The sequence below is a fragment of the Ancylobacter tetraedralis genome (genome assembly GCF_014195655.1).
GTDB classification, from domain to species: Bacteria; Pseudomonadota; Alphaproteobacteria; order Rhizobiales; family Xanthobacteraceae; genus Ancylobacter; species Ancylobacter tetraedralis.
Genome location: NZ_JACICD010000001.1, coordinates 97,516 through 116,188 on the forward strand (window position 1 = coordinate 97,516; position 18,673 = coordinate 116,188).

An 18,673-nucleotide genomic window follows, 5' to 3' on the forward strand; every position below is an offset into this window, starting at 1 on the left:
CCCGGTGGGCGCCGCTTGCCGCCACCAGAAGGTCATTCTATGCCTGCATTCGGGCGCGCCGTGCTGCACCGCCGCGGGGCGCAAGGAAATGGCTGCGGGCCCGAAGGGCCGGAAGAAAGATTGGTCGATGTGTCTTGCCGCGGAAGGCGAACCGGGCTCGCCTACGCCGCTCATCGTGTCGCCGGCCGGGGAGTGTCCCGCCGGCCTGCCCTTCGACGGGCTCTGTCGGCTCGCCCGCTCGCTCCTGCAGGTGCCGGCGGCATCGCTGTGTCTCACCGGTGATCGCGGCCACTGGCTCGATGTCGCCGAGGGCCTCGATGCCGGGGCCTGGCACTTCGCCACCTCGTTGAACGGCCGTCCCGATAGCGGGGCCGGGGTGATGGTGGTCGAGGACGTCGCCGCGAACCCGGTCTTCGCACCGTGGGCCCACGGCCTTCCGGGCGTGACGCTGCGCTTCATCGCCAGCCTGCCGCTGCCGGGCGGAGCGGGGCGGCTTGCCGTGTTCGACGTTCGCCCGCGGGGCCTGGATGCCGTGGAGCGCGGGCGCCTGGCCGATCTTGTCGAATTGGCGAGCGCCGGCCTGCGCCTGATCGACCAGGCCGAACAGGCGGCGATGCGCGAGAATCATTTCCGGCTGCTCGCCGAAACCTCGACCGACACCATCGTGCGCGGCAACCTCGACGGCGTCCGGCTCTACGTGTCCCCCTCGGTGCGGACGCTCATCGGCTACGAGCCCGAGGAACTTGTCGGCCGCCGGGCGATGGAGATCGTTCACCCGGACGACCTGACCACCTTCGCGGCGCTGATGGGACAGATCCGTTCCGGCCAGCTGTCGATCGGGGTGGTGGAAGTCCGCCAGCGCCACAAGGACGGCTCCTGGGTGTGGATGGAAGCCTCGGTCAGGCTCACCTACGACCCGTTGACCCGCGAACCCGACGGCTATGTGTCATCGGTGCGCGATATCGGCCGGCGCAAGCTGGCCGAGCAGCGCCTCGAACATCTCGCTTCGCATGACGCGCTCACCGAACTGCCCAACCGCACCCTGTTCAATGCCCGGCTCGACGCGTTGTGCGCGTCCAAAGGCGACGCGCCGTCCCAATTCGCGGTATTCTGCATCGACATCGACCATTTCAAGCAGGTCAACGACACGCTGGGCCATCAGGCCGGCGATTCGGTGCTGCGCGAGGCCGCTCGCCGCTTCCGCAGCGTCGCCGAGGCGGGAGACCTCGTCGCCCGCACCGGGGGTGACGAATTCGCGCTGATCATGCCGGTGGCCGGCGATATCGCGGCGGTGGCGGCAAGGGCCGGACGGATCCTCACCGCGATGCAGCCGCCCTTCGTGTTCGGTGAATCCACGCTCTCGATCGGTGTCAGCATCGGCATCGCGCTGGCCCCGCATGATGGCGCCGATCCGGACCGCCTCGCTTCCGCGGCCGACCGCGCCCTTTACGAAGCCAAATCCGCCGGCCGCAACGGCTACCGCCTTTCCACGCCGTCACCATTGCGCGGCTGAGCGCCCACCGCGCATCGACGCACGCGCCATCCACGCCCCGCCCCACCGGCGCGGCCCTGCTCGTCAGGATCGGTTCTGTTCAGGGAAAATGGTGCTGCGAGAGAGGATTGAACTCTCGACCTCTCCCTTACCAAGGGAGTGCTCTACCACTGAGCTACCGCAGCGCGCTGCCGGGGCGGACGGAGCCGCCGAAGCGGGGCGACGTTTGCCACAGCGCGCGGGCTGGTGCAAGCGTCGGGCGCGGAATTCGCACCAGGCCTGTGCATGCCGCCTCTGCCGGAGCGCTCGAGGGCCGCCAGATCGGGGCGGCGGGGGGCACGCGGAGGCGGCGTCGAGCCCCCGGCGCGGGGAGTGCCGGCCCCGGCATGTCGTCGCGGTCGGCGGGAGGCTCGGCGAACCCCATGGGAGCGCGGGGCGGCGGCTCGCGCATCGGCGGCGTCTGGCCTCTTTCGTTCCGCGCCGGCGGGCCTTATGGCAGGCCGGTGCAGGCGGGCGCGGCCGTTTCGCGACGGCGGCGGCACCCTGCCCGGCGGGGAGCGGCACTATGAAAGGGACGACGTCATGAAAGGCAGAACGCGATGAGCGGCCCGGATGATGCGGCGCGCGCCGAGCGCCTGGCGGCGGCGTTGCGCGCCAATCTCAAGCGGCGCAAGCAGCAGGCGCGCGGGCGGCAGGCCGATGCCCCGGCCGATCCGCCGGCGGGGGAGGGCGCGCCGATCGCCCGCCCGGCGCCGCCCGGGCCGGACGAGGCGTCCTGACCTACTGGGCGTTGTCTCCCCTCGCGACACGCGCTAGACGTCATGGGAACAGGGATGGACCTCGCCACGAATCGGCCCCATCGCGCCCTCATTCCCTGACGGTACAGGTGCCGCGTGCCCGTCCCGGCGTTTTCCCTGCCGGTCGTGCTGCGTGGCCCGTGCGTCTCGTCGGCTTTCGAGTTAAGGAGAGCAGAACCTCATGGACCGTATCCGCGTCATCGGCGGCAATCCGCTCAACGGGACGATCCCGATCTCCGGCGCCAAGAACGCCGCCTTGCCACTGATGATCGCGGGCCTGCTCACCGACGAGAAGCTGGTGCTGGAAAACGTGCCGCGCCTCGCCGACGTGGCGCTGTTGCAGCGGATCCTGGGCAATCACGGCATCGATATCACCGTCAACGGCAAGCGGCGGGGCGATGGCGCTTATGCCGGGCAGACGCTGGAAATCGACGCGCGGCTGATCGTCGACACCACGGCGCCCTATGAGCTCGTCTCCAAGATGCGGGCGAGCTTCTGGGTCATCGGGCCGCTGCTGGCGCGCATGGGCGAGGCCAAGGTCTCGCTACCCGGCGGCTGCGCCATCGGTACGCGCCCGGTCGACTTCCATCTCGACGCGCTGCGCGCGCTGGGCGCCGAGCTCGAGATCGACGGCGGCTATGTGCTGGCGCGCGCGCCCAAGGGGCTGAAGGGCGCACATATCGTGTTCCCCAAGGTCTCGGTCGGCGCCACCCACACCGCCCTGATGGCGGCGAGCCTGGCCGATGGCGAGACGATCCTCGAGAACGCGGCCTGCGAGCCGGAGATCGTCGACGTCGCCGATTGCATCAACGCCATGGGCGGGCGCATCGAGGGGCAGGGCACTCCCACCATCCGCATTCGTGGCGTGCCGCGCCTCAATGGCGCCCGCCACGCGGTGCTGCCCGACCGCATCGAGACCGGCACCTATGCCATGGCGGTGGCCATGACCGGCGGCGACGTGATGCTGGCCGGTGCGCGGGCCGACCTGCTGGATTCCGCGCTGGACACGCTGCGCGAGGCCGGCGCCGAGGTCACGGTCTCGAACGAGGGGCTGCGGGTGAAGCGCAACGGCGCCGGCATTTCCCCGGTCGAGGTGTCGACCGCCCCGTTCCCCGGCTTCCCGACCGACCTGCAGGCCCAGCTGATGGCGCTGATGACGCGCGCGCGCGGCACCTCGACGATCACCGAGACCATTTTCGAGAACCGCTTCATGCATGTGCAGGAACTCGTCCGGCTCGGCGCGCGCATCCATCTCGATGGCGAGACCGCGACCATCGAGGGCGTGGAGAAGCTCACCGGCGCGCCGGTCATGGCGACGGATCTGCGAGCCTCGGTGTCGCTGGTCATCGGTGCGCTGGCCGCCGAGGGCGAGAGCATGATCCACCGCGTCTATCATCTCGATCGCGGCTTCGAGCGGCTGGAGGAGAAGCTCTCCGCCTGCGGTGCGCAGATCGAGCGCATCGCCGGCTGAGCGAGGGGCGAGGGTAGCGGAGGAGACGATCCTGCCGCATGAGGTGATTCTGGCGCCGGTGCCGCTGGTCCATCTGGAATCGGCGCAGGCGATTGGTCACGGGAGCCATGTGGCGTTCAGCACCAGCCAGACGTCCTTTCCCCCTGAGTGGTTGGGGCGCCACATTTATTTCTACGCCTCCGCCGCCGGTTATGCTGGCTCGTCGGCGGACATACGCAAGGTGCCGTTCCGTGGTGTGCTGGTGCGGCATTTGCTGTCCTCCTCGGGCTTCTATGATGGCGATGCCATTCGGCCGGCATCCACCGCGACGGATAGCGCCAGCCTCGCCTTTTTCGAGGTTGCCGATTTCGAGAAGCTGGCCAAGCCGCTGCTGATCGGCCAGTTCGCCAAGGCTGACGGCGGCAGATATGCCGCGGCATACACGCCCCGCCGCCCGATCGCCTCCCGTCTGTCCGAGTAGGTCACGCAAGACTCCGCAGACGCGCGTACGCCGGCAGGTGTCTCCCCCTTGCGGCGCGTGCGATGGCGCGCCATCTGCCGGACAGACGGTCAGCTCCCGGTGGCGAGAGGGCGACACGGGATGGGGCTGGCCCGCACGGGAGCCGCTCAACGGAGTGAAGTGACATGGGCAAGGGCCTCAAGCTGATCGCGCTCGACGCGGAAGATCTGGCGGTACTGTCGATGCATCTGCAGGACGCGGTGCTGGCGGTGGGCGACATGACCTTCGTGCCGAAGGAGCGACGCTTCGTCCTGCTGGCCAGCCGGTTCGATTGGGAAAAGGCGATCCAGGCCGAGGCGATGGCGGAGGTCGGCACGCCGGCCGGCGCCGCGGCCGCCGCCGCGGGTCCCTGCGTGCGCCGGCATTCCGGGTTGCGCTTCGAGCGCGTGCTGGCCGCCCGGGTGCGCGGCATCGATCTCAAGAAGAAGCAGGGCGTGCTCAACCTGCTGGCGATGAAGTTCGAGGCGGGCGAGGCCCCCTCCGGAACGGTGAGCTTTCTGTTCTCGGGCGGGGGCGAGGTGCAGCTTGACGTCGAATGCCTCGAAGTCGCGCTTGAGGATCTGGGCCCGGCCTGGGACGTCAAGGGTACGCCCTGCCACGACGTGGGGTGAGCGCGCGCGGACGGGCACCGTCCATCGCTGCCGTGCCACGGTCTGCCGGTCGTCTTGCCGCCTGTCGCGTTGCGACCGGTCTTCTTCCCGCCGGTCTTCTTCCCGCTTGTCTTCGGGCGGCGCGGTTGCGATAGGACAGGGGTTACGTGCCCGCAGGATCCGCCATGCCGCTTCGCCTTGATACGTCCTCGCCCGATTTCGCCGCGCGCTTCACGGCCTTTCTCGGCACCAAGCGCGAGGTGTCGCAGGATGTCGCCGACGCGGTGGCCGGCATCATTGCGGATGTGCGCGCGCGCGGCGACGCGGCGCTGATCGACCTCTCCCGGCGCTTCGACCGGGTGGACCTCGGCGCGCTGGGCATCCGGGTTTCGGAAGCGGAGATCGACGCGGCGGTGGCGGCGGCCGATCCGGCCACGGTGCAGGCGCTCGCCTTCGCGCATGGCCGCATCCGCGCTCATCACGAGCGCCAGCTGCCGGCGAGCGGGCGCTATGTCGACGCCGCCGGCGTCGAGCTCGGCCATCGCTGGACCCCGGTCGATGCGGTTGGCCTGTATGTGCCGGGCGGTACCGCGGCTTATCCCTCTTCCGTGCTGATGAACGCGGTGCCGGCCAAGGTCGCGGGCGTCGGCCGGCTCGCCATGGTGGTGCCCGCGCCCGATGGCGTGCTCAACCCCTTGGTGCTGGCGGCGGCGCGCCTTGCCGGCGTCGATGAGGTGTATCGCGTGGGCGGGGCGCAGGCGGTGGCGGCGCTCGCCTATGGGACGCAGACCATCGCCCCGGTGGCCAAGATCGTCGGCCCCGGCAATGCCTATGTCGCCGCCGCCAAGCGCCATGTGTTCGGCACGGTCGGCATCGACATGGTGGCCGGCCCCTCCGAGGTGCTGGTGATCGCCGATGGCGCGCAGAACCCGGACTGGATCGCCGCCGACCTGCTGGCGCAGGCCGAGCACGACACCGCCGCGCAGTCGATCCTGATGACCGACGACGCGGCGCTGGCCGATGCGGTCGCCGAGGCGGTGGAGCGCCAGCTGGCGCTCCTGCCGCGCCGCGACATTGCCGGCGCCAGCTGGGCGGAGTTCGGCGCGATCATCACGCTCGCCAGTCTCGAGGAGGCGCCCGCGCTGTCCGACCGCATCGCACCCGAGCATCTGGAAATCATGACGGCGGATGCCGAGGCGCTGGTCGCGCGCATCCGCCATGCCGGGGCGATCTTTATCGGCGCCCACACGCCGGAGGCGATCGGCGACTATGTCGGCGGCTCCAACCACGTTCTGCCGACCGCGCGCTCGGCGCGCTTTTCGTCCGGCCTCAACGTGCTCGATTTCATGAAGCGCACCACCCTCCTCAAATGCGGGCCCGAGCAGCTACGCGCGCTCGGCCCGGCGGCGATCGCACTCGGCGAGGCGGAAGGGCTCGGCGCCCATGCCCGGTCGGTGGCGATCCGCCTGAACCTGTAGCGGCGGCGCGATGGCGGATGGCGAGGACCCCCACGCCGACACGCGCCGCCTCTCGGCGGTGACGCTCGACGCCCGGTCGATCGGCCGTTCCACCCGCGATGTCGAGCACGAGCGCGCGGTCGCGATCTACGACCTCATCGAGGAGAACAGCTTCACCCCGATCGGCGACACCGAGCCCGGTCCCTATCGGCTGTCCATCGCGCTGGCCGACGGTCGGCTGCTGCTGGAAATCACCCGCGAGGACGGTGCCCCGGTGGTGCGGCATCATCTCTCGCTCAGCCCGTTGCGGCGGGTGGTGAAAGATTATTTCATGGTGTGCGAGAGCTATTATTCGGCGATCCGCACCGCGAGCCCCTCGCAGATCGAGGCCATCGACATGGGCCGGCGTGGCCTGCACAACGAGGGCTCGGAGGTGCTGCGCGCGCGGCTGAAGGACAAGATCTCCCTGGATTTCGGCACGGCCCGGCGCCTGTTCACGCTGGTCTGCGCGCTGCACTGGAAAGGCTGAAGCGTGGACGGGCGGTCCGGCTCCAACGCGCTGTCGCCCGGCTGGGTACCCGGCAAACGGCGCGAGCGGCCGCAATCGGTGCTGTTCATGTGCGGCCAGAACAGCGTGCGTTCGCCCATGGCGGCGGTGCTCGCCCGCCATCTGTTCGGCCGCTCGCTCTATGTCGGTTCGGCCGGGGTGATGAAGGGCGAGAGCGACCCTTTCGTCGTCGCCGCCATCGACGAGATCGGCCTCGACCTGCATCGCCACCGGCCGCAGACTCTGGAGGAGCTGGAGGAGAACGAGGGGCTCGGGTTCGATCTCGTCATCACCCTCTCGCCCGATGCCCATCACCGCGCGCTGGAGCTGACCCGCACCAATGCGATCGATGTGGAATACTGGCCGACACCCGACCCCACGCTGGTCAGCGGCAATCGCGAGCAGCGCCTGGATGCCTATCGCGCCGTGCGCGACGAGCTGGAGACGCGCATCCGCGCCCGCTTCCGGTTTTGATGGCGCGGCCGGGCGGCGTAAAAGCCGTTCAGTTTTTAAGGAAGTTGCACTAGCGTGCCGCCCCGAATGACCGACGGCCCCGCATGTCCAATGGCCGGCGGAAGAGGAGTATACGAGTGAGCGCCCGCCCCCTTCTGGTGCTGGCCTCGGGCTCGCCGCGCCGACTGGCGCTGCTGGCCCAGGCCGGCATCGAGCCCGACGCCCTGCTGCCCGCCGATATTGACGAGACGCCCGAGCGCGGCGAGCTTCCGCGCCGGCTCGCCCTGCGCCTCGCCCAGCAGAAGCTGGCCGCCGCGGATGCCCGCCGCACCGCCGACGGCGCGTATGCGGGCGCCTATCTGCTGGCCGCCGACACGGTGGTGGCGGTCGGCCGCCGCATCCTGCCGAAGCCGGAGATCGGCGAAGAGGCGGCCGATTGCCTGCGCCTGCTCTCGGGCCGCGCCCATCGCGTCTATACCGGCATCGCCCTGATGACGCCCAAGGGTGGGGTACGCACCCGTCTGGTCGAGACGCGGGTGCGCTTCAAGCGCCTGTCGCGCGAGGAGATGGACGCCTATGTCGCCGCGCGCGAATGGCAGGGCAAGGCGGGCGGCTACGCCATTCAGGGGCTCGCCGGCACCTTCGTGGTCAAGCTGGTCGGCTCCTATACCAATGTGGTCGGCCTGCCGCTGGCGGAGACGGTGACGCTGCTGGCGGGCGAGCGTTATCCCGTTCACCAGCGCTGGGGTCATCCGGCGTGAGCAGGGGAGCGGCCCATGGCATCGGGTGAGGACAAGACAGGTGGCGCGGCGCCCCGTAGCTGCCCGATCTGCGACAAGCCGGCGGTGGAAAAATACCGCCCATTCTGCTCCAGCCGCTGTGCCGACATCGACCTCAACCGCTGGCTGGTCGGCGCCTACGCCATTCCCGTGACCGAGGAAGACGACGAGGACGGCGAAGAGCCCTCGCTTGCCCCCGCTGCCCCGCCGCCGCCCCCGTCGCGACGGCGCTGAGCCCGCCACGGCCGGGCTGCGGCAGGCGGGATCGTGTGCGGGCCACCGACGCCTGAGGTCCAATCGCGATGCTCCGCTGGCGAGGCTCTTGCTCGGCCCGCCTGGCGTCATGGGCGTCCCAGATTGCGCGCTCCCGCGCTCGGCTCCTTGCCGGCACTCCGCTTCCGCGCGCGGCACTCCTGTGCTTCCCGGCGCCCCGATTCGTGCGCGCCGGCATTCGTGCAATCCCCGGCGCTCGCGCCCACCCCCGCGCATTGGTCCGCATCTCGACAATGGCCCTCCCACGTCCGGAAGCTCGCGGTCTGCGAGGCATTCCAACGGGCGCGCGGGACGTGTGCGCTCCGGTATGCGCGCTCCGGTACGCGCGCTCGGGCAGTGCCCTCTGGGATGCGTGTTGCCGGACCGGTGCACGCACCACCGGCGCCCCTTCCGGACGCACGCGCGGGATGCCGCGCGACCTCCGCGGGTGACGCTTCGGTGACGACAGGCTGGGGAAAGGCGGATTTTCCCGTGGCGGGCATATGGACAGGGCGAGCCCGAAACACTATAAACCGCCCGCTCCACACGGCTTCAAGCCGTTGTCGGCATGCCCAGGTAGCTCAGCTGGTAGAGCATGCGACTGAAAATCGCAGTGTCGGCGGTTCGACTCCGTCCCTGGGCACCATCACTCTCCGCCGGGGATAACCGGAAGTGCGCTAAACTACTATAATCAAAGAATTTTCGACGATCGCCGTATTGGCGCGTATCGGCGGGCCGGTTGGCGTTTTGGAACGTCTGTTGGCATCCTTCGGTACCAAGTCACAGACCGGGTACCAACAGCGTTCCCCTGTCAGACGCCGCCGCCCGCAATGCCAAGCCGAGTACGAAGCCGCGCAAGCTCTCCGATGGGGGAGGCTTGCACCTCCTCGTCACGTCAACCGGCAGTCGCTGACCTGAGAGCCCGATTCTCGACGACTTCAGCCGGGAGTGTCTGGCGCTGGCGGCCGACACCTCGCTCTCGGACCTGCGGGTGACACGCGAGCTCGACGCGCGGCTCGCCATCCGGGGCGGGCCTGCGGCCATCGTTTCCGACAACGGCACGGAGCGGACCCCGATGGCCGTTCTCAAATGGTCCCGGGAGACCGGCGTCGAATGGCCCTACATCGCTCCCGGCAAGGCGATGCGGAACGGGCTCGTTGAGGGCTTCAACGGTCGTTTCCGAGGCGAGTGCATGAACGAGACCCTGTTCTCGAGCCTGGGGCAGGCCCGTGCCGCCATCGCCTCATGGAAGGAGGACGACAACCTGAACCGCCCTCATTCAGATCTCGGCAATCGATCTCCGGCCGAGTTCGCCGCACCAATCCCACTGGAAAAACAGGCCGCCTGAGGCCGCAAAGCAACCCTCGGACTCTCTCCTGGGCCCGAGGGGAAAAGGGGCTCGGGTCATATTCCAGAAGGACGGCGAGGCGTTCGGGGTGGAGAATGCGCCGCTCGGGATGATCGATGACGGCCCGGCTGAGCCGGTCCATGCAGAGGGCAAGGCCTTGCGCCCCGCCTTGCCCTTGCCCCCCGTCTTGCCCCATGCGCGCGTTCGTCGAGCCGGCGATACAGGCCGCCGGAGCTGCCCTTGCCGGTGCGCAATGTCATCGCGCCACCGCCGCTGGCGCAGAAGCCGATGCGGGATGGGAGCGCCGGACCGCTCCCCTCGCGCGGCGGTGTCCACCGCAGGCTTCGCGCCTCGATCACATGGGTTGTGTCGCACGAAAAAAGATAATATATCTATTTGATAGAAATTATAGGTTTCGGCCCTGCTCTCATCGCGCAGGTGCGGAACGTGACGGTGGCGATTTGATCATTGCCCCCGGCATTCGGAGGGTGATGTGGCTGCTATTATCCAGCTCCAATCGGACGTTCTCGTCATCGGCGGTGGGCCGGCGGCCTGCTGGGCGTCCCTTGCCGCGCGTGAGGCCGGGTGCAGCGTCGTCCTGGTGGATAAGGGCTATGTGGGAACCAGCGGCGCCACCGCGCCCTCCAACACTGGCACCTGGTTCGCCACCACGCCGGAGCGGCGGGCGCGGCTGATCGCCGAGCGGGAAAAATCCGCCGAAGGCCTCGCCGATCTGCGGCAGATGGGGCGGGTGATCGACACCGCGACCCAGCATCTTCACGTGCTTGCCGAGCGCGGCTATCGCTTTCCGCGCGACGATGACGGCGAGCTCTATATCGCCAATCTGCGGGGCCCGGACTATATGCGCTTCCTGCGCCAACAGCTGGTGCGGGCCGGCGTGATCGTCCGCGACCACCATCCCGCGCTGGAACTGCTGGTCGCCGGCGAGGTGGTGGCAGGGGCGGCCGGCGTCGCCCGTCAACTCGGCCAGAACTGGCAGGCGCGGGCGGGGGCGGTGGTGCTGGCCACCGGCGGCTGCGCCTTCGGCTCGCGCATCCTCGGCGCCACGGGGCTCACCGGCGACGGCCAGCTCATGGCCGCCGAGCTCGGCGCCAGCCTTTCCGGCATGGAGTTCTCCAACCAGTACGGCATCGTCCCGCTGCACTCCTCGGTCAACAAGGGGCTCCCCTATTTCTGGGCGAGCTTCTACCGGGCGGACGGCTCTGCGATCGACATCCCGCCCGGCCAGCGCTTTCCGGTGCTGGCGCGGGAATCGCTGGAGGGCCCGATCTCGGCCCGGCTGGACCGGGCGAGCGGCGCGGTGCCGGAGGCGCTGCGCCGGGGACAGCCCAACTGCTTCCTGCCTTTTGAGCGCGCCGGCATCGACCCGTTCGAGGAGCTGTTCCCAATCGCCCTGCGGTCGGAAGGCACGGTGCGCGGCACCGGTGGCCTGAAGCGCGGCGACGACGACTGCGGCGTCGGGATTCCCGGCCTGTTTGCGGCCGGCGACACGCTGGAGCGGCAGGACATCGCCGGTGCGGCGACCGGGGGCGGCGGGCCGAATGCCTCCTGGGCCGTCGCCACCGGGGTCTGGTCCGGCAAGGGCGCCGCCGCTTTCGCCCAGCGTCTGGGGAGCCGGGCAGCGGAGCGATCGGTGCGGCCGGCCGGGCAGGCGGGGCTGCGTCCCGCCGCCTCCTCGCGCGCCATCGATCCGGCCGAGGCGGTGGCGCTTGTGCGCGAGGAGATGCTGCCGGTCGACCGCCATTTCTTCCGCAGCGCACCCAGGCTCGCCGGCTCGCTCACACGCCTCGACACGGCGTGGGAGGCGATCCGCGACCACGCCCAAGGCGACGGCGTCGCCGCCCTGCGTCTGCGCGAGGCGGCCGCGCTCCTTGCTTCCAGCCGCTGGGCCTGCCGCGCCGCGCAGGCGCGCACCGAAACGCGCGGGATGCACCGTCGGCTCGATGCGCCCGAGAGCCAGCCCGCGCAGGCGCGCCGCCTCACCATCGCCGGCATCGACCAGCCGGTGCTCAGCTTCGATAGCCTGCCGCTGGAGGCGGCCGCATCATGATCGAGCTTCTGTCGGAGACCCGCTGCACCGCCTGCAATGTCTGCGTGAAGGCCTGCCCGGCCAACGTATTCGAGGCCGTGCCCGGCGGGGTTCCGGTCATCGCGCGGCAGGGCGACTGCCAGACCTGCTTCCTGTGCGAGATCTATTGCCCGGTCGATGCGCTCTACGTCGCAGTCGACCCCGAGCATGTCACCGGAATCACCGAGAGCGCGGTGGTCGAGGCCGGCCTGTTCGGCAGCTATGCGCGCGCGCTCGGCTGGAAGAAGGGCCGCGAAGGCGGCGCCGACAGCGACCCCACCCATCGACTTCGCCAGGCCTCGCTGACCGCGATGCCGACCGGCCCCCGGAGTACTGCGCCATGAGCCTCGCACCCGTCAGCCCCCTGCCTGTGGGCGCTCCCGACACCAACCGCATCGCGCTGCGCGACGTACGCAAGACCTTCCAGCTCAAGCCGGGCCAGAGCGTGACGCTCGATGGCAGGCTGAGCGACCGCATCCCGGTTCTGTCGGGCGTCGATCTCGACATCCGGCAAGGCGAATTCGTCACCATTGTCGGACCCTCGGGCAGCGGCAAGTCGGTGCTGCTCGACATTATTGCCGGGCTCACCCAGGCGACCAACGGATTTGCCGCCATCGACGGCCACAAGGTGAGCCGCCCGCACCGGGAAACGGCCTATGTGTTCCAGCAATATGCATTGTTTCCCTGGCGCACGGCGCTGCAGAACATCGAATACCCGCTGGAGGTGCGCGGGGTCGGGCGCGCCGCCCGGCGGGAACGGGCGCAGCATTTTCTCAACCTGTTCGGGCTGAAGGGCTTCGAGGACCGCTACCCCTCCCAGCTCTCCGGCGGCATGCAGCAGCGCGTGGCGATCGCCCGCGCCCTAGCGACCGATCCGCAGGTATTGCTGATGGACGAACCGTTCGCGGCGCTCGACGCCCAGACCCGCGACATCCTGCAAAGCGAATTGCTGCGCATCTGGGAGCAGATCCGGACGACGGTGGTGTTCGTCACCCATTCCATCGACGAGGCCATCTTCCTTGCCGACCGGATCGTCGTGATGACCGCGCGCCCGGCGCAGGTGAAGGAGACCATCGCGGTCGATCTGCCGCGTCCGCGCGACATTGAGATCCGCAACAGCGCCGCCTTCAACGCCTATCGCGCCCGTGTGTGGGATGCGCTGCGCGAGGAGGTGAGCAAGGCCCAGCGCGATTGGGCTCTCGCCTCCGCCTACAACGCCTGAGGACCCGACGATGACGCTCGCCACCGACAATTCGACCGATATTCCCCCGCGTGTCTGGTGGAGCCGGCCGGCCTCCCTGCCCGCCCCCTCCTCGGTCCGCCATGCCATCAGCGCCATCGGGCTCGGCCTGCCGGCCCTGCTGGTGCTGGCGCTGCTGTGGGAGCTGGCGCCGCGCCTGGGCTGGATCAACGCGATCTTCTTTCCCCCGCTCAGCCAGGTCTTCTCGGCGCTGGGCGAGATGATCGGCAGCGGCCTGCTGGCCCAGCATATCGGCATCAGCCTGCAGCGTGCGGCCATCGGCTTCGGGCTGGCGGTGATCGTCGCGATCCCGCTCGGCCTGCTGATGGGGCGCTACACGCTGTTCGAGAAGATCAGCGATTTTCTGGTGCAGACGCTGCGCAACACCTCGCAATTCGCGCTGCTGCCGGTCTTCATCCTGGTGCTGGGCATCGGCGAGGCCTCGAAAATCGCCATCACCTTCTATGCCGCCGTGTTCTTCCTGCTGATCAACACCATTGTCGGCGTGAAGTCGGTCGATCCGCTGCACATCAAGGCGGCGCGCTCCATGGGCACCTCGGACTGGGACCTGTTCGCCAAGGTGATCCTGCCCTCGGCCGTGCCCTCCATCGTCGCGGGGGCGCGGCTCGGGGTGAAGAGTTCGCTGTTCTCGGTGATCGCCGCCGAGATGCTCGCGGCCCAGTCGGGCATTGGCTACCTCATCCAGAACTCGTCGCTGATGCTGGAAACCGACCGCATGTATGCCGGCATCCTGACGCTCACCTTCATCGGCTTCCTGCTGAATTACGGCCTCGTGGCCTTCGAGGCCCGGGCGACGCGCTGGCGCGCCAGCGAAGACAAGGGCGCGGTCTGACGCCCGCCTCTCCCTCTTTTCATGACATCCCCGAAAGGCACCGACCATGGCCCCTCGTCTCGTTTCTCTCTCGCGCCGCCGCGTTGTCCAGGCACTCGGCTTTGTCGCGCTCGCCCCGCTTGCCGGCACTCTCCCCGCCCGCGCCGATGACAAGCCGGAGGTGATCCGCATCGGCTCGACCGCGCCGGGACACCTCAAGTTTATCCTCTACCGGAACAAGAAGCGGCTGGAGCAGGAATTCGCCAAGGACGGCATCCGTGTCGAGCTGGCGACCTTCGACGGCGGCGGCCCGGCCTCGGTCGCGCTCGGCTCCGGCGCCATCGAGTTTACCTATATCGGCAACAACCCCTCGCTGCGTCTCGGCGCCGCCGGGGCGGATGTGAAGGCGATCGGCCTGTCGAGCTGGGTGCCTTCCAACGAGACGCTGGTGGTCGTGCGCCCGGACTCGCCGATCAAAAGCCTCGCCGAGCTGAAGGGAAAGAAGGTCGCTGTGCTCACCGGGACCGTGCGTCATTCGACCTTGGCCAAGGCGCTGAAGGAGACGGGCGTCTCGATCAAGGACGTCCAGTTGCTCAATATCGGCATTGAGAGTTCCGGGCCCGCACTCGCCCGGGGCGATATCGACGCCATCGCCGAGAGCACCGGGCCGGCCCAGAAGCTGGTGGATCTCGGCGGGGCGCGGGTCCTTTTTGACGCCGGCATCTCCGGCAAGCGGGAATGGGCGGTTCCGCACGTCCTCAGCGTGAACGGCACCTTCGCTCGCAAATACCCCGACATCGTCGCGCGGCTGCTCGCCATCGACATCGAGACGGCGCGCTGGGCCGATGCGCACCCGGAAGAGACCATCGATATCTTCGTCAAGGAGACGGGCAGCAGCGAGAAGGCGGTTCGCGCGACCTATAATGAGGGCAAGTTCTGGCAGGACCCGGCGATTACCGAAGAGGCGGTTCGGGCGCTCCAGGCCGAGGAAGCCTTCATGGCCGAGTCTGGCCTTTTGAAGGGCAAGGTCGACTACGGCACCTGGATCGACCGCTCCTACTACGACGCCGCGCGGAAGAAGCTCGCCAACAACTGAGCCGCTGCCGAGGCCGTCCGTATCGCCGGCCTCGGCACCGCATCGTGCATCGGCCCGGATGCTTGGCTCTACGAGGCTCGCCCTAGTAGATCGGGGGATGGGGGATCGAGGACAGTAGCTCGCGGGTGTACTCGGCCTTGGGCGCCGCCATCACAGCCGCGGTCTCTCCTTCCTCGACAATGCCTCCCGCGCGCATGACGATCACGCGGTCGCACAGCATGCGCACCACCTCCAGATCGTGGCTGACGAAGATATAGCTCATGCCGAGCCGCTGCTTGAGGTCGTGCAACAGGTTGAGCACCACCGCCTGAACCGACACGTCGAGCGCGGCGGTCGGCTCGTCGAGGACCACGAGTTCGGGATCGAGCGCGATGGCGCGGGCGATGCCGACGCGCGCCTTTTGCCCACCCGACAACTGGTGCGGGAACCGGTCGAGAAACGGCGACGGCAGGCCGACGAGGCGGGCCAGCTCTTCCACCCGCGCCCGCAGGGCAGGGCCGCTCACGTTCTCGCCCATCTGCAGCAGCGGGTCGGCGATCGAGCGCGCCGCGGTGAAGCGCGGATTGAGGCTGTCGGTCGGATCCTGAAACACCATCTGGATGCGCGAGCGCCAGGGCGAGCGGGCGAAGGTCCTGGCTGGTATTTTTGAGAGATCCTCACCCTTGAAGATGATCTGCCCGGAGGTGGGGTCGAGCAGCCGCATCAGCATCATCGATGTCGTGGACTTGCCGCAGCCGGATTCGCCGACCAGCCCGAGACTCTCGCCCTTCGCCAGCGAGAAGCTGATGCCGTCGACCGCGCGGAACGGCTCGGGTGCCGCGACCTTGGCGCCGAACATTCTTGCAAGGCTGGAGACGGCCGACTGGCGCGGATATTCCTTGATGAGGTTTTCGACCACCAGCAGCGGCTGGCCGCTTGCCGGCGGTACTTTCACCCCGAGCGGCGCCATCTCGGTGGCGATCTCCTCGGGGAGCAGGTCGCGCAGCGTGATGCCGCCGCGCGGCGTCGCTCGCATCAGCTTGCGGGTATAGGCGTGCCGGGGGGCGCGAAAGATCGCCTCGGCGGTGGCGGTCTCCACCACGCGGCCCTTTTCCATCACCATGACCCGATCGCAATAGGCGGCCGCCAGACCGAGATCATGTGTGATGAGGATGGTCGCCATGTTGCGCTCGCGGGCGAGCTCGACGACCAGATCCATCACCGCCTTCTGGGTGGTGACGTCGAGCCCGGTGGTCGGCTCGTCGGCGATCAGCAATTGCGGGCGGCAGGCCAGCGCGAGCGCAATGACGATGCGCTGGCACATGCCGCCGGAAAGCTCGAACGGGTACGCGTGGTAGCGCTCCTCGGGCCGGGCGATGCGCACGGCCTTGAGCACCTCGATGGCTTTCTCCTTAGCGTCGCTCGGCTGCGCCTGGACGTGCTCGATCAGCACATCCTCGATCTGTTTGCCGACCTTGCGGATCGGGTTCAGCGCTGCGCGCGGGTTCTGGAAGATCATCGACATTTCTCGCCCGCGCAGTGCCCGGACGGTGGATTCCGGCGCGTTGCCGACATCGACGCCGCCAAAGGTGATGGTGCCCTCGGCGATGCGGCCGGCGCGGTCGAGGATGCGCATCACCGTGTAGGAGGTGACGGACTTGCCCGAGCCGGACTCGCCGACAATGCCGAGCGTCTCGCCCTTGGCCAGCGTCAGGTTCACCTTCTCCACCGCGCGCACAGCGCCGCGTCGGGTGGCGAATTCGACGGTGAGATCCTGGACTTCGAGCAGTGGCGGCTGGATGTGATTGGCGGGCAAGTGGACGTTCATGACGGTCTCCTCACGTGCGCCGCTGCGGGTCGACGAGGTCGCGCAAACCATCGCCGAGCAGGTTGAAGCAGAACACCGCGAGCATCAGCGTCACGCCGGGAAAGAACGCGATCCACCATTCGCCGGAGATGATGAAGGACGCGCCCTCCGCGACCATGATCCCCCATTCCGGGGTAGGCGGGCGCACGCCGAGGCCGATGAAGGAAAGCCCCGCCGCATTGAGGATGGCGTAGCCCATGGTGAGCGACACCTGCACCATCATCAGCGGCAGGATGTTCGGCGCGATATGGCCGAGCAGGATGCGCATCTCGGAATTGCCGGACAGCCGCGCGGCCTGCACGAACCCGGCCTCGCGGCGCACATTCGCCTCGGCGCGGGCGACGCGGACATAGAGCGGGAAGTTGATGATGGCGGTCGCGATGATGATGTTGGTGACGGTGTTGCCGAGCGCCGCCACGATGCCCATCGCCAGCACGAATAGCGGGAACGCCATGATGGTGTCGGACACTCGTCCAACGATGCGGTCGGTCCACCCGCCGAAATAGCCCGACGCGATGCCGGCAAAGCCCCCGGCCAGGAACACCAGTGCTACCGAGGCGATGGCGATGATCATGTCGAGCCGGGTCGCCACCACGACGCGCGAGAAGATGTCACGCCCGAGTTGGTCGGTGCCGAACCAGTGCGCGGCCGATGGGGCCTGCAGGGCCGCCGCCGTATCGCTGGCGAGCGGATCATAGGGTACGATGAACGGCCCGATGATGGCCGCCAGCAGGAACAGAGCGAACAGGGCGAACGACACCCCGGTGACCGGGTTCTCCGATACGATGTGGCGGGCGTGGGAGAGGATGCCGTCCTTGGACGGTGCGGCGGCGTCGGCGGTTGCGGTGCTCATGGGTGCCGGCTCACGCTTCGATACGGACGCGCGGATCGACCAGCCCGTACAGGATGTCGATCGCGAGGTTCAGCAGCACGTAGAGAATGGCCATCGCCAGCACGAAGCCCTGCACCGGCGCGTAGTCCGAGGTGATCAGCGCCTCGATGGCGTAGGAGCCGATGCCGGGCCAGGCGAATACCTTCTCCACCAGCACGTTCGCGCCGAGCAGGAAGGAGAACACCATGCCGAGCGTGGTGATGATCGGCAGCAGCGCGTTGCGGAAGGCGTAGCCCATCACGACCTTGGACGGCTTCAATCCGCTGGCGCGCGCGGTGCGCACGAAGTCGGAGGCCAGTACGGCGAGCATCGAGGCCCGGGTCATGCGGGCGATCGGCGCCAGCGAGAAGATGGCCAGCGTCACCGCCGGCAGCCATATCTGCGACCAGGCGGCGCGGAATACCTCGATATCACCGGTCAGCAGGCTGTCGATGAGATAGAAGCCGGTGATGGTGGTCGGCGAGGTGTAGAAGAAATCAAGCCGCCCCAGCGGCGCTGGCGCCCAGCCGAGGATGTAATAGAACACATAGACCAGCAGCAGCCCGGTGAAGAACACCGGCAGCGACACGCCGGCGGTTGCCACGATCCGGCACAGATGGTCGATCCAAGAGCCCTGCTTCACCGCCGCCAGAATGCCGAGCGGCACGGCGACCAGGATCGAGATCAGCAGGCCGAGCAGCGTGAGTTCGGCCGAGGCCGGAAGCCGGGCGCGGATATCCTCGATCACCGGCTGGCCGGTGGTCAGCGACGTGCCGAGATTGCCGGTGGCGAGATCCTGGACATAGGCGACGAACTGCACCGGCAAGGAGCGGTCCAGCCCGAGCTTGGCGCGGATCTCCGAGATCGCCTGTTCGCTGGCCGCCGGCCCGGCGAAATAGGCGGCGGTGTCGCCCGGCAGAACCCGGGTCAGCAGAAAGGTGACGATGATGACACCGATGATGCTCGGTATCGCCGTCATCAATCGCTTGGCAATCTGACGGAACACATCGGCCT

At 68.6% G+C, this 18,673-nt stretch carries 18 protein-coding genes, 2 tRNA genes and 1 pseudogene; 17 read left to right on the forward strand and 4 right to left on the reverse strand.

Annotated elements, in window-relative coordinates; genetic code table 11:
- Nucleotides 1-127 precede the first annotated feature (127 nt).
- The gene (locus FHS55_RS00465) at nucleotides 128-1,513 is read left to right on the forward strand and encodes a sensor domain-containing diguanylate cyclase (protein WP_183187725.1); all 1,386 of its coding nucleotides are present in this window, start codon (nucleotides 128-130) and stop codon (nucleotides 1,511-1,513) included.
- Nucleotides 1,514-1,602: 89 nt separating this feature from the next.
- Here the strand turns inward: FHS55_RS00465 and FHS55_RS00470 are convergent.
- A tRNA-Thr gene (locus FHS55_RS00470) sits at nucleotides 1,603-1,677 on the reverse strand.
- Nucleotides 1,678-2,091: 414 nt separating this feature from the next.
- On the opposite strand from FHS55_RS00470, the gene FHS55_RS00475 reads away from it, so the two are divergent.
- The 16 genes and pseudogenes from FHS55_RS00475 to FHS55_RS00550 all read left to right on the forward strand — a co-directional run bounded on the left by FHS55_RS00475 (nucleotide 2,092) and on the right by FHS55_RS00550 (nucleotide 14,942).
- A complete protein-coding gene (locus FHS55_RS00475) occupies nucleotides 2,092-2,271 on the forward strand; it encodes a hypothetical protein (protein WP_183187726.1) in 180 nt (59 codons plus the stop codon).
- 199 nt (nucleotides 2,272-2,470) lie between these two features.
- On the forward strand, nucleotides 2,471-3,760 hold the full coding sequence (murA, locus tag FHS55_RS00480; protein WP_183187727.1) for a UDP-N-acetylglucosamine 1-carboxyvinyltransferase: 1,290 nt from the start codon (nucleotides 2,471-2,473) through the stop codon (nucleotides 3,758-3,760).
- Between the two features lie 43 nt (nucleotides 3,761-3,803).
- Nucleotides 3,804-4,220: a hypothetical protein gene (locus tag FHS55_RS00485; protein ID WP_183187728.1), complete on the forward strand. Its 417-nt coding sequence runs from the start codon at nucleotides 3,804-3,806 to the stop codon at nucleotides 4,218-4,220.
- A gap of 164 nt (nucleotides 4,221-4,384) precedes the next feature.
- Nucleotides 4,385-4,870: a DUF2948 family protein gene (locus FHS55_RS00490; protein ID WP_183187729.1), complete on the forward strand. Its 486-nt coding sequence runs from the start codon at nucleotides 4,385-4,387 to the stop codon at nucleotides 4,868-4,870.
- Between the two features lie 164 nt (nucleotides 4,871-5,034).
- Nucleotides 5,035-6,327 (forward strand): histidinol dehydrogenase, encoded by a 1,293-nt coding sequence (gene hisD / locus FHS55_RS00495; RefSeq protein ID WP_183187730.1) that lies wholly within the window; start codon nucleotides 5,035-5,037, stop codon nucleotides 6,325-6,327.
- 10 nt (nucleotides 6,328-6,337) lie between these two features.
- On the forward strand, nucleotides 6,338-6,835 hold the full coding sequence (locus tag FHS55_RS00500; RefSeq protein WP_183187731.1) for a UPF0262 family protein: 498 nt from the start codon (nucleotides 6,338-6,340) through the stop codon (nucleotides 6,833-6,835).
- A gap of 87 nt (nucleotides 6,836-6,922) precedes the next feature.
- Complete coding sequence (locus FHS55_RS00505; protein ID WP_246339826.1) at nucleotides 6,923-7,327, forward strand: arsenate-mycothiol transferase ArsC; 405 nt, start codon at nucleotides 6,923-6,925, stop codon at nucleotides 7,325-7,327.
- Between the two features lie 116 nt (nucleotides 7,328-7,443).
- Nucleotides 7,444-8,067 carry a Maf-like protein gene (locus FHS55_RS00510; protein WP_183187732.1) on the forward strand — a complete coding sequence of 208 codons (624 nt, stop codon included), beginning with the start codon at nucleotides 7,444-7,446 and terminating at the stop codon, nucleotides 8,065-8,067.
- 15 nt (nucleotides 8,068-8,082) lie between these two features.
- Nucleotides 8,083-8,319, forward strand: coding sequence for a DNA gyrase inhibitor YacG (yacG, locus tag FHS55_RS00515; RefSeq protein WP_183187733.1), 237 nt, complete (start codon nucleotides 8,083-8,085; stop codon nucleotides 8,317-8,319).
- 588 nt (nucleotides 8,320-8,907) lie between these two features.
- Nucleotides 8,908-8,983: transfer RNA gene (locus FHS55_RS00520), tRNA-Phe, on the forward strand.
- A gap of 279 nt (nucleotides 8,984-9,262) precedes the next feature.
- Nucleotides 9,263-9,655, forward strand: a pseudogene (locus tag FHS55_RS00525) (integrase core domain-containing protein); the annotation flags it as partial.
- Nucleotides 9,656-10,178: 523 nt separating this feature from the next.
- A complete protein-coding gene (locus FHS55_RS23775; protein WP_183187734.1) occupies nucleotides 10,179-11,756 on the forward strand; it encodes an FAD-binding protein in 1,578 nt (525 codons plus the stop codon).
- Nucleotides 11,753-12,118, forward strand: a complete 366-nt coding sequence (locus FHS55_RS00535; protein ID WP_183187735.1) for a 4Fe-4S dicluster domain-containing protein — start codon at nucleotides 11,753-11,755, stop codon at nucleotides 12,116-12,118. The genes FHS55_RS23775 and FHS55_RS00535 overlap by 4 nt, the downstream gene beginning before the upstream one ends.
- Nucleotides 12,115-12,996, forward strand: coding sequence for an ABC transporter ATP-binding protein (locus FHS55_RS00540; protein ID WP_183187736.1), 882 nt, complete (start codon nucleotides 12,115-12,117; stop codon nucleotides 12,994-12,996). Before FHS55_RS00535 ends, FHS55_RS00540 begins: the two co-directional genes overlap by 4 nt.
- 10 nt (nucleotides 12,997-13,006) lie before the next feature.
- The gene (locus tag FHS55_RS00545) at nucleotides 13,007-13,867 is read left to right on the forward strand and encodes an ABC transporter permease (RefSeq protein ID WP_183187737.1); all 861 of its coding nucleotides are present in this window, start codon (nucleotides 13,007-13,009) and stop codon (nucleotides 13,865-13,867) included.
- Between the two features lie 46 nt (nucleotides 13,868-13,913).
- Nucleotides 13,914-14,942: an aliphatic sulfonate ABC transporter substrate-binding protein gene (locus tag FHS55_RS00550; RefSeq protein ID WP_183187738.1), complete on the forward strand. Its 1,029-nt coding sequence runs from the start codon at nucleotides 13,914-13,916 to the stop codon at nucleotides 14,940-14,942.
- 82 nt (nucleotides 14,943-15,024) lie between these two features.
- Here FHS55_RS00550 and FHS55_RS00555 read toward each other — a convergent pair whose 3' ends face one another.
- The 3 genes from FHS55_RS00555 to FHS55_RS00565 are packed head-to-tail and all read right to left on the reverse strand — an operon-like array spanning nucleotide 15,025 to nucleotide 18,665.
- Nucleotides 15,025-16,749 (reverse strand): dipeptide ABC transporter ATP-binding protein, encoded by a 1,725-nt coding sequence (locus FHS55_RS00555; RefSeq protein WP_183187739.1) that lies wholly within the window; start codon nucleotides 16,747-16,749, stop codon nucleotides 15,025-15,027.
- Nucleotides 16,750-16,759: 10 nt separating this feature from the next.
- Nucleotides 16,760-17,641 carry an ABC transporter permease gene (locus FHS55_RS00560; protein ID WP_183187740.1) on the reverse strand — a complete coding sequence of 294 codons (882 nt, stop codon included), beginning with the start codon at nucleotides 17,639-17,641 and terminating at the stop codon, nucleotides 16,760-16,762.
- Between the two features lie 10 nt (nucleotides 17,642-17,651).
- Nucleotides 17,652-18,665, reverse strand: a complete 1,014-nt coding sequence (locus tag FHS55_RS00565; protein WP_343055929.1) for an ABC transporter permease — start codon at nucleotides 18,663-18,665, stop codon at nucleotides 17,652-17,654.
- Nucleotides 18,666-18,673 lie beyond the last annotated feature (8 nt).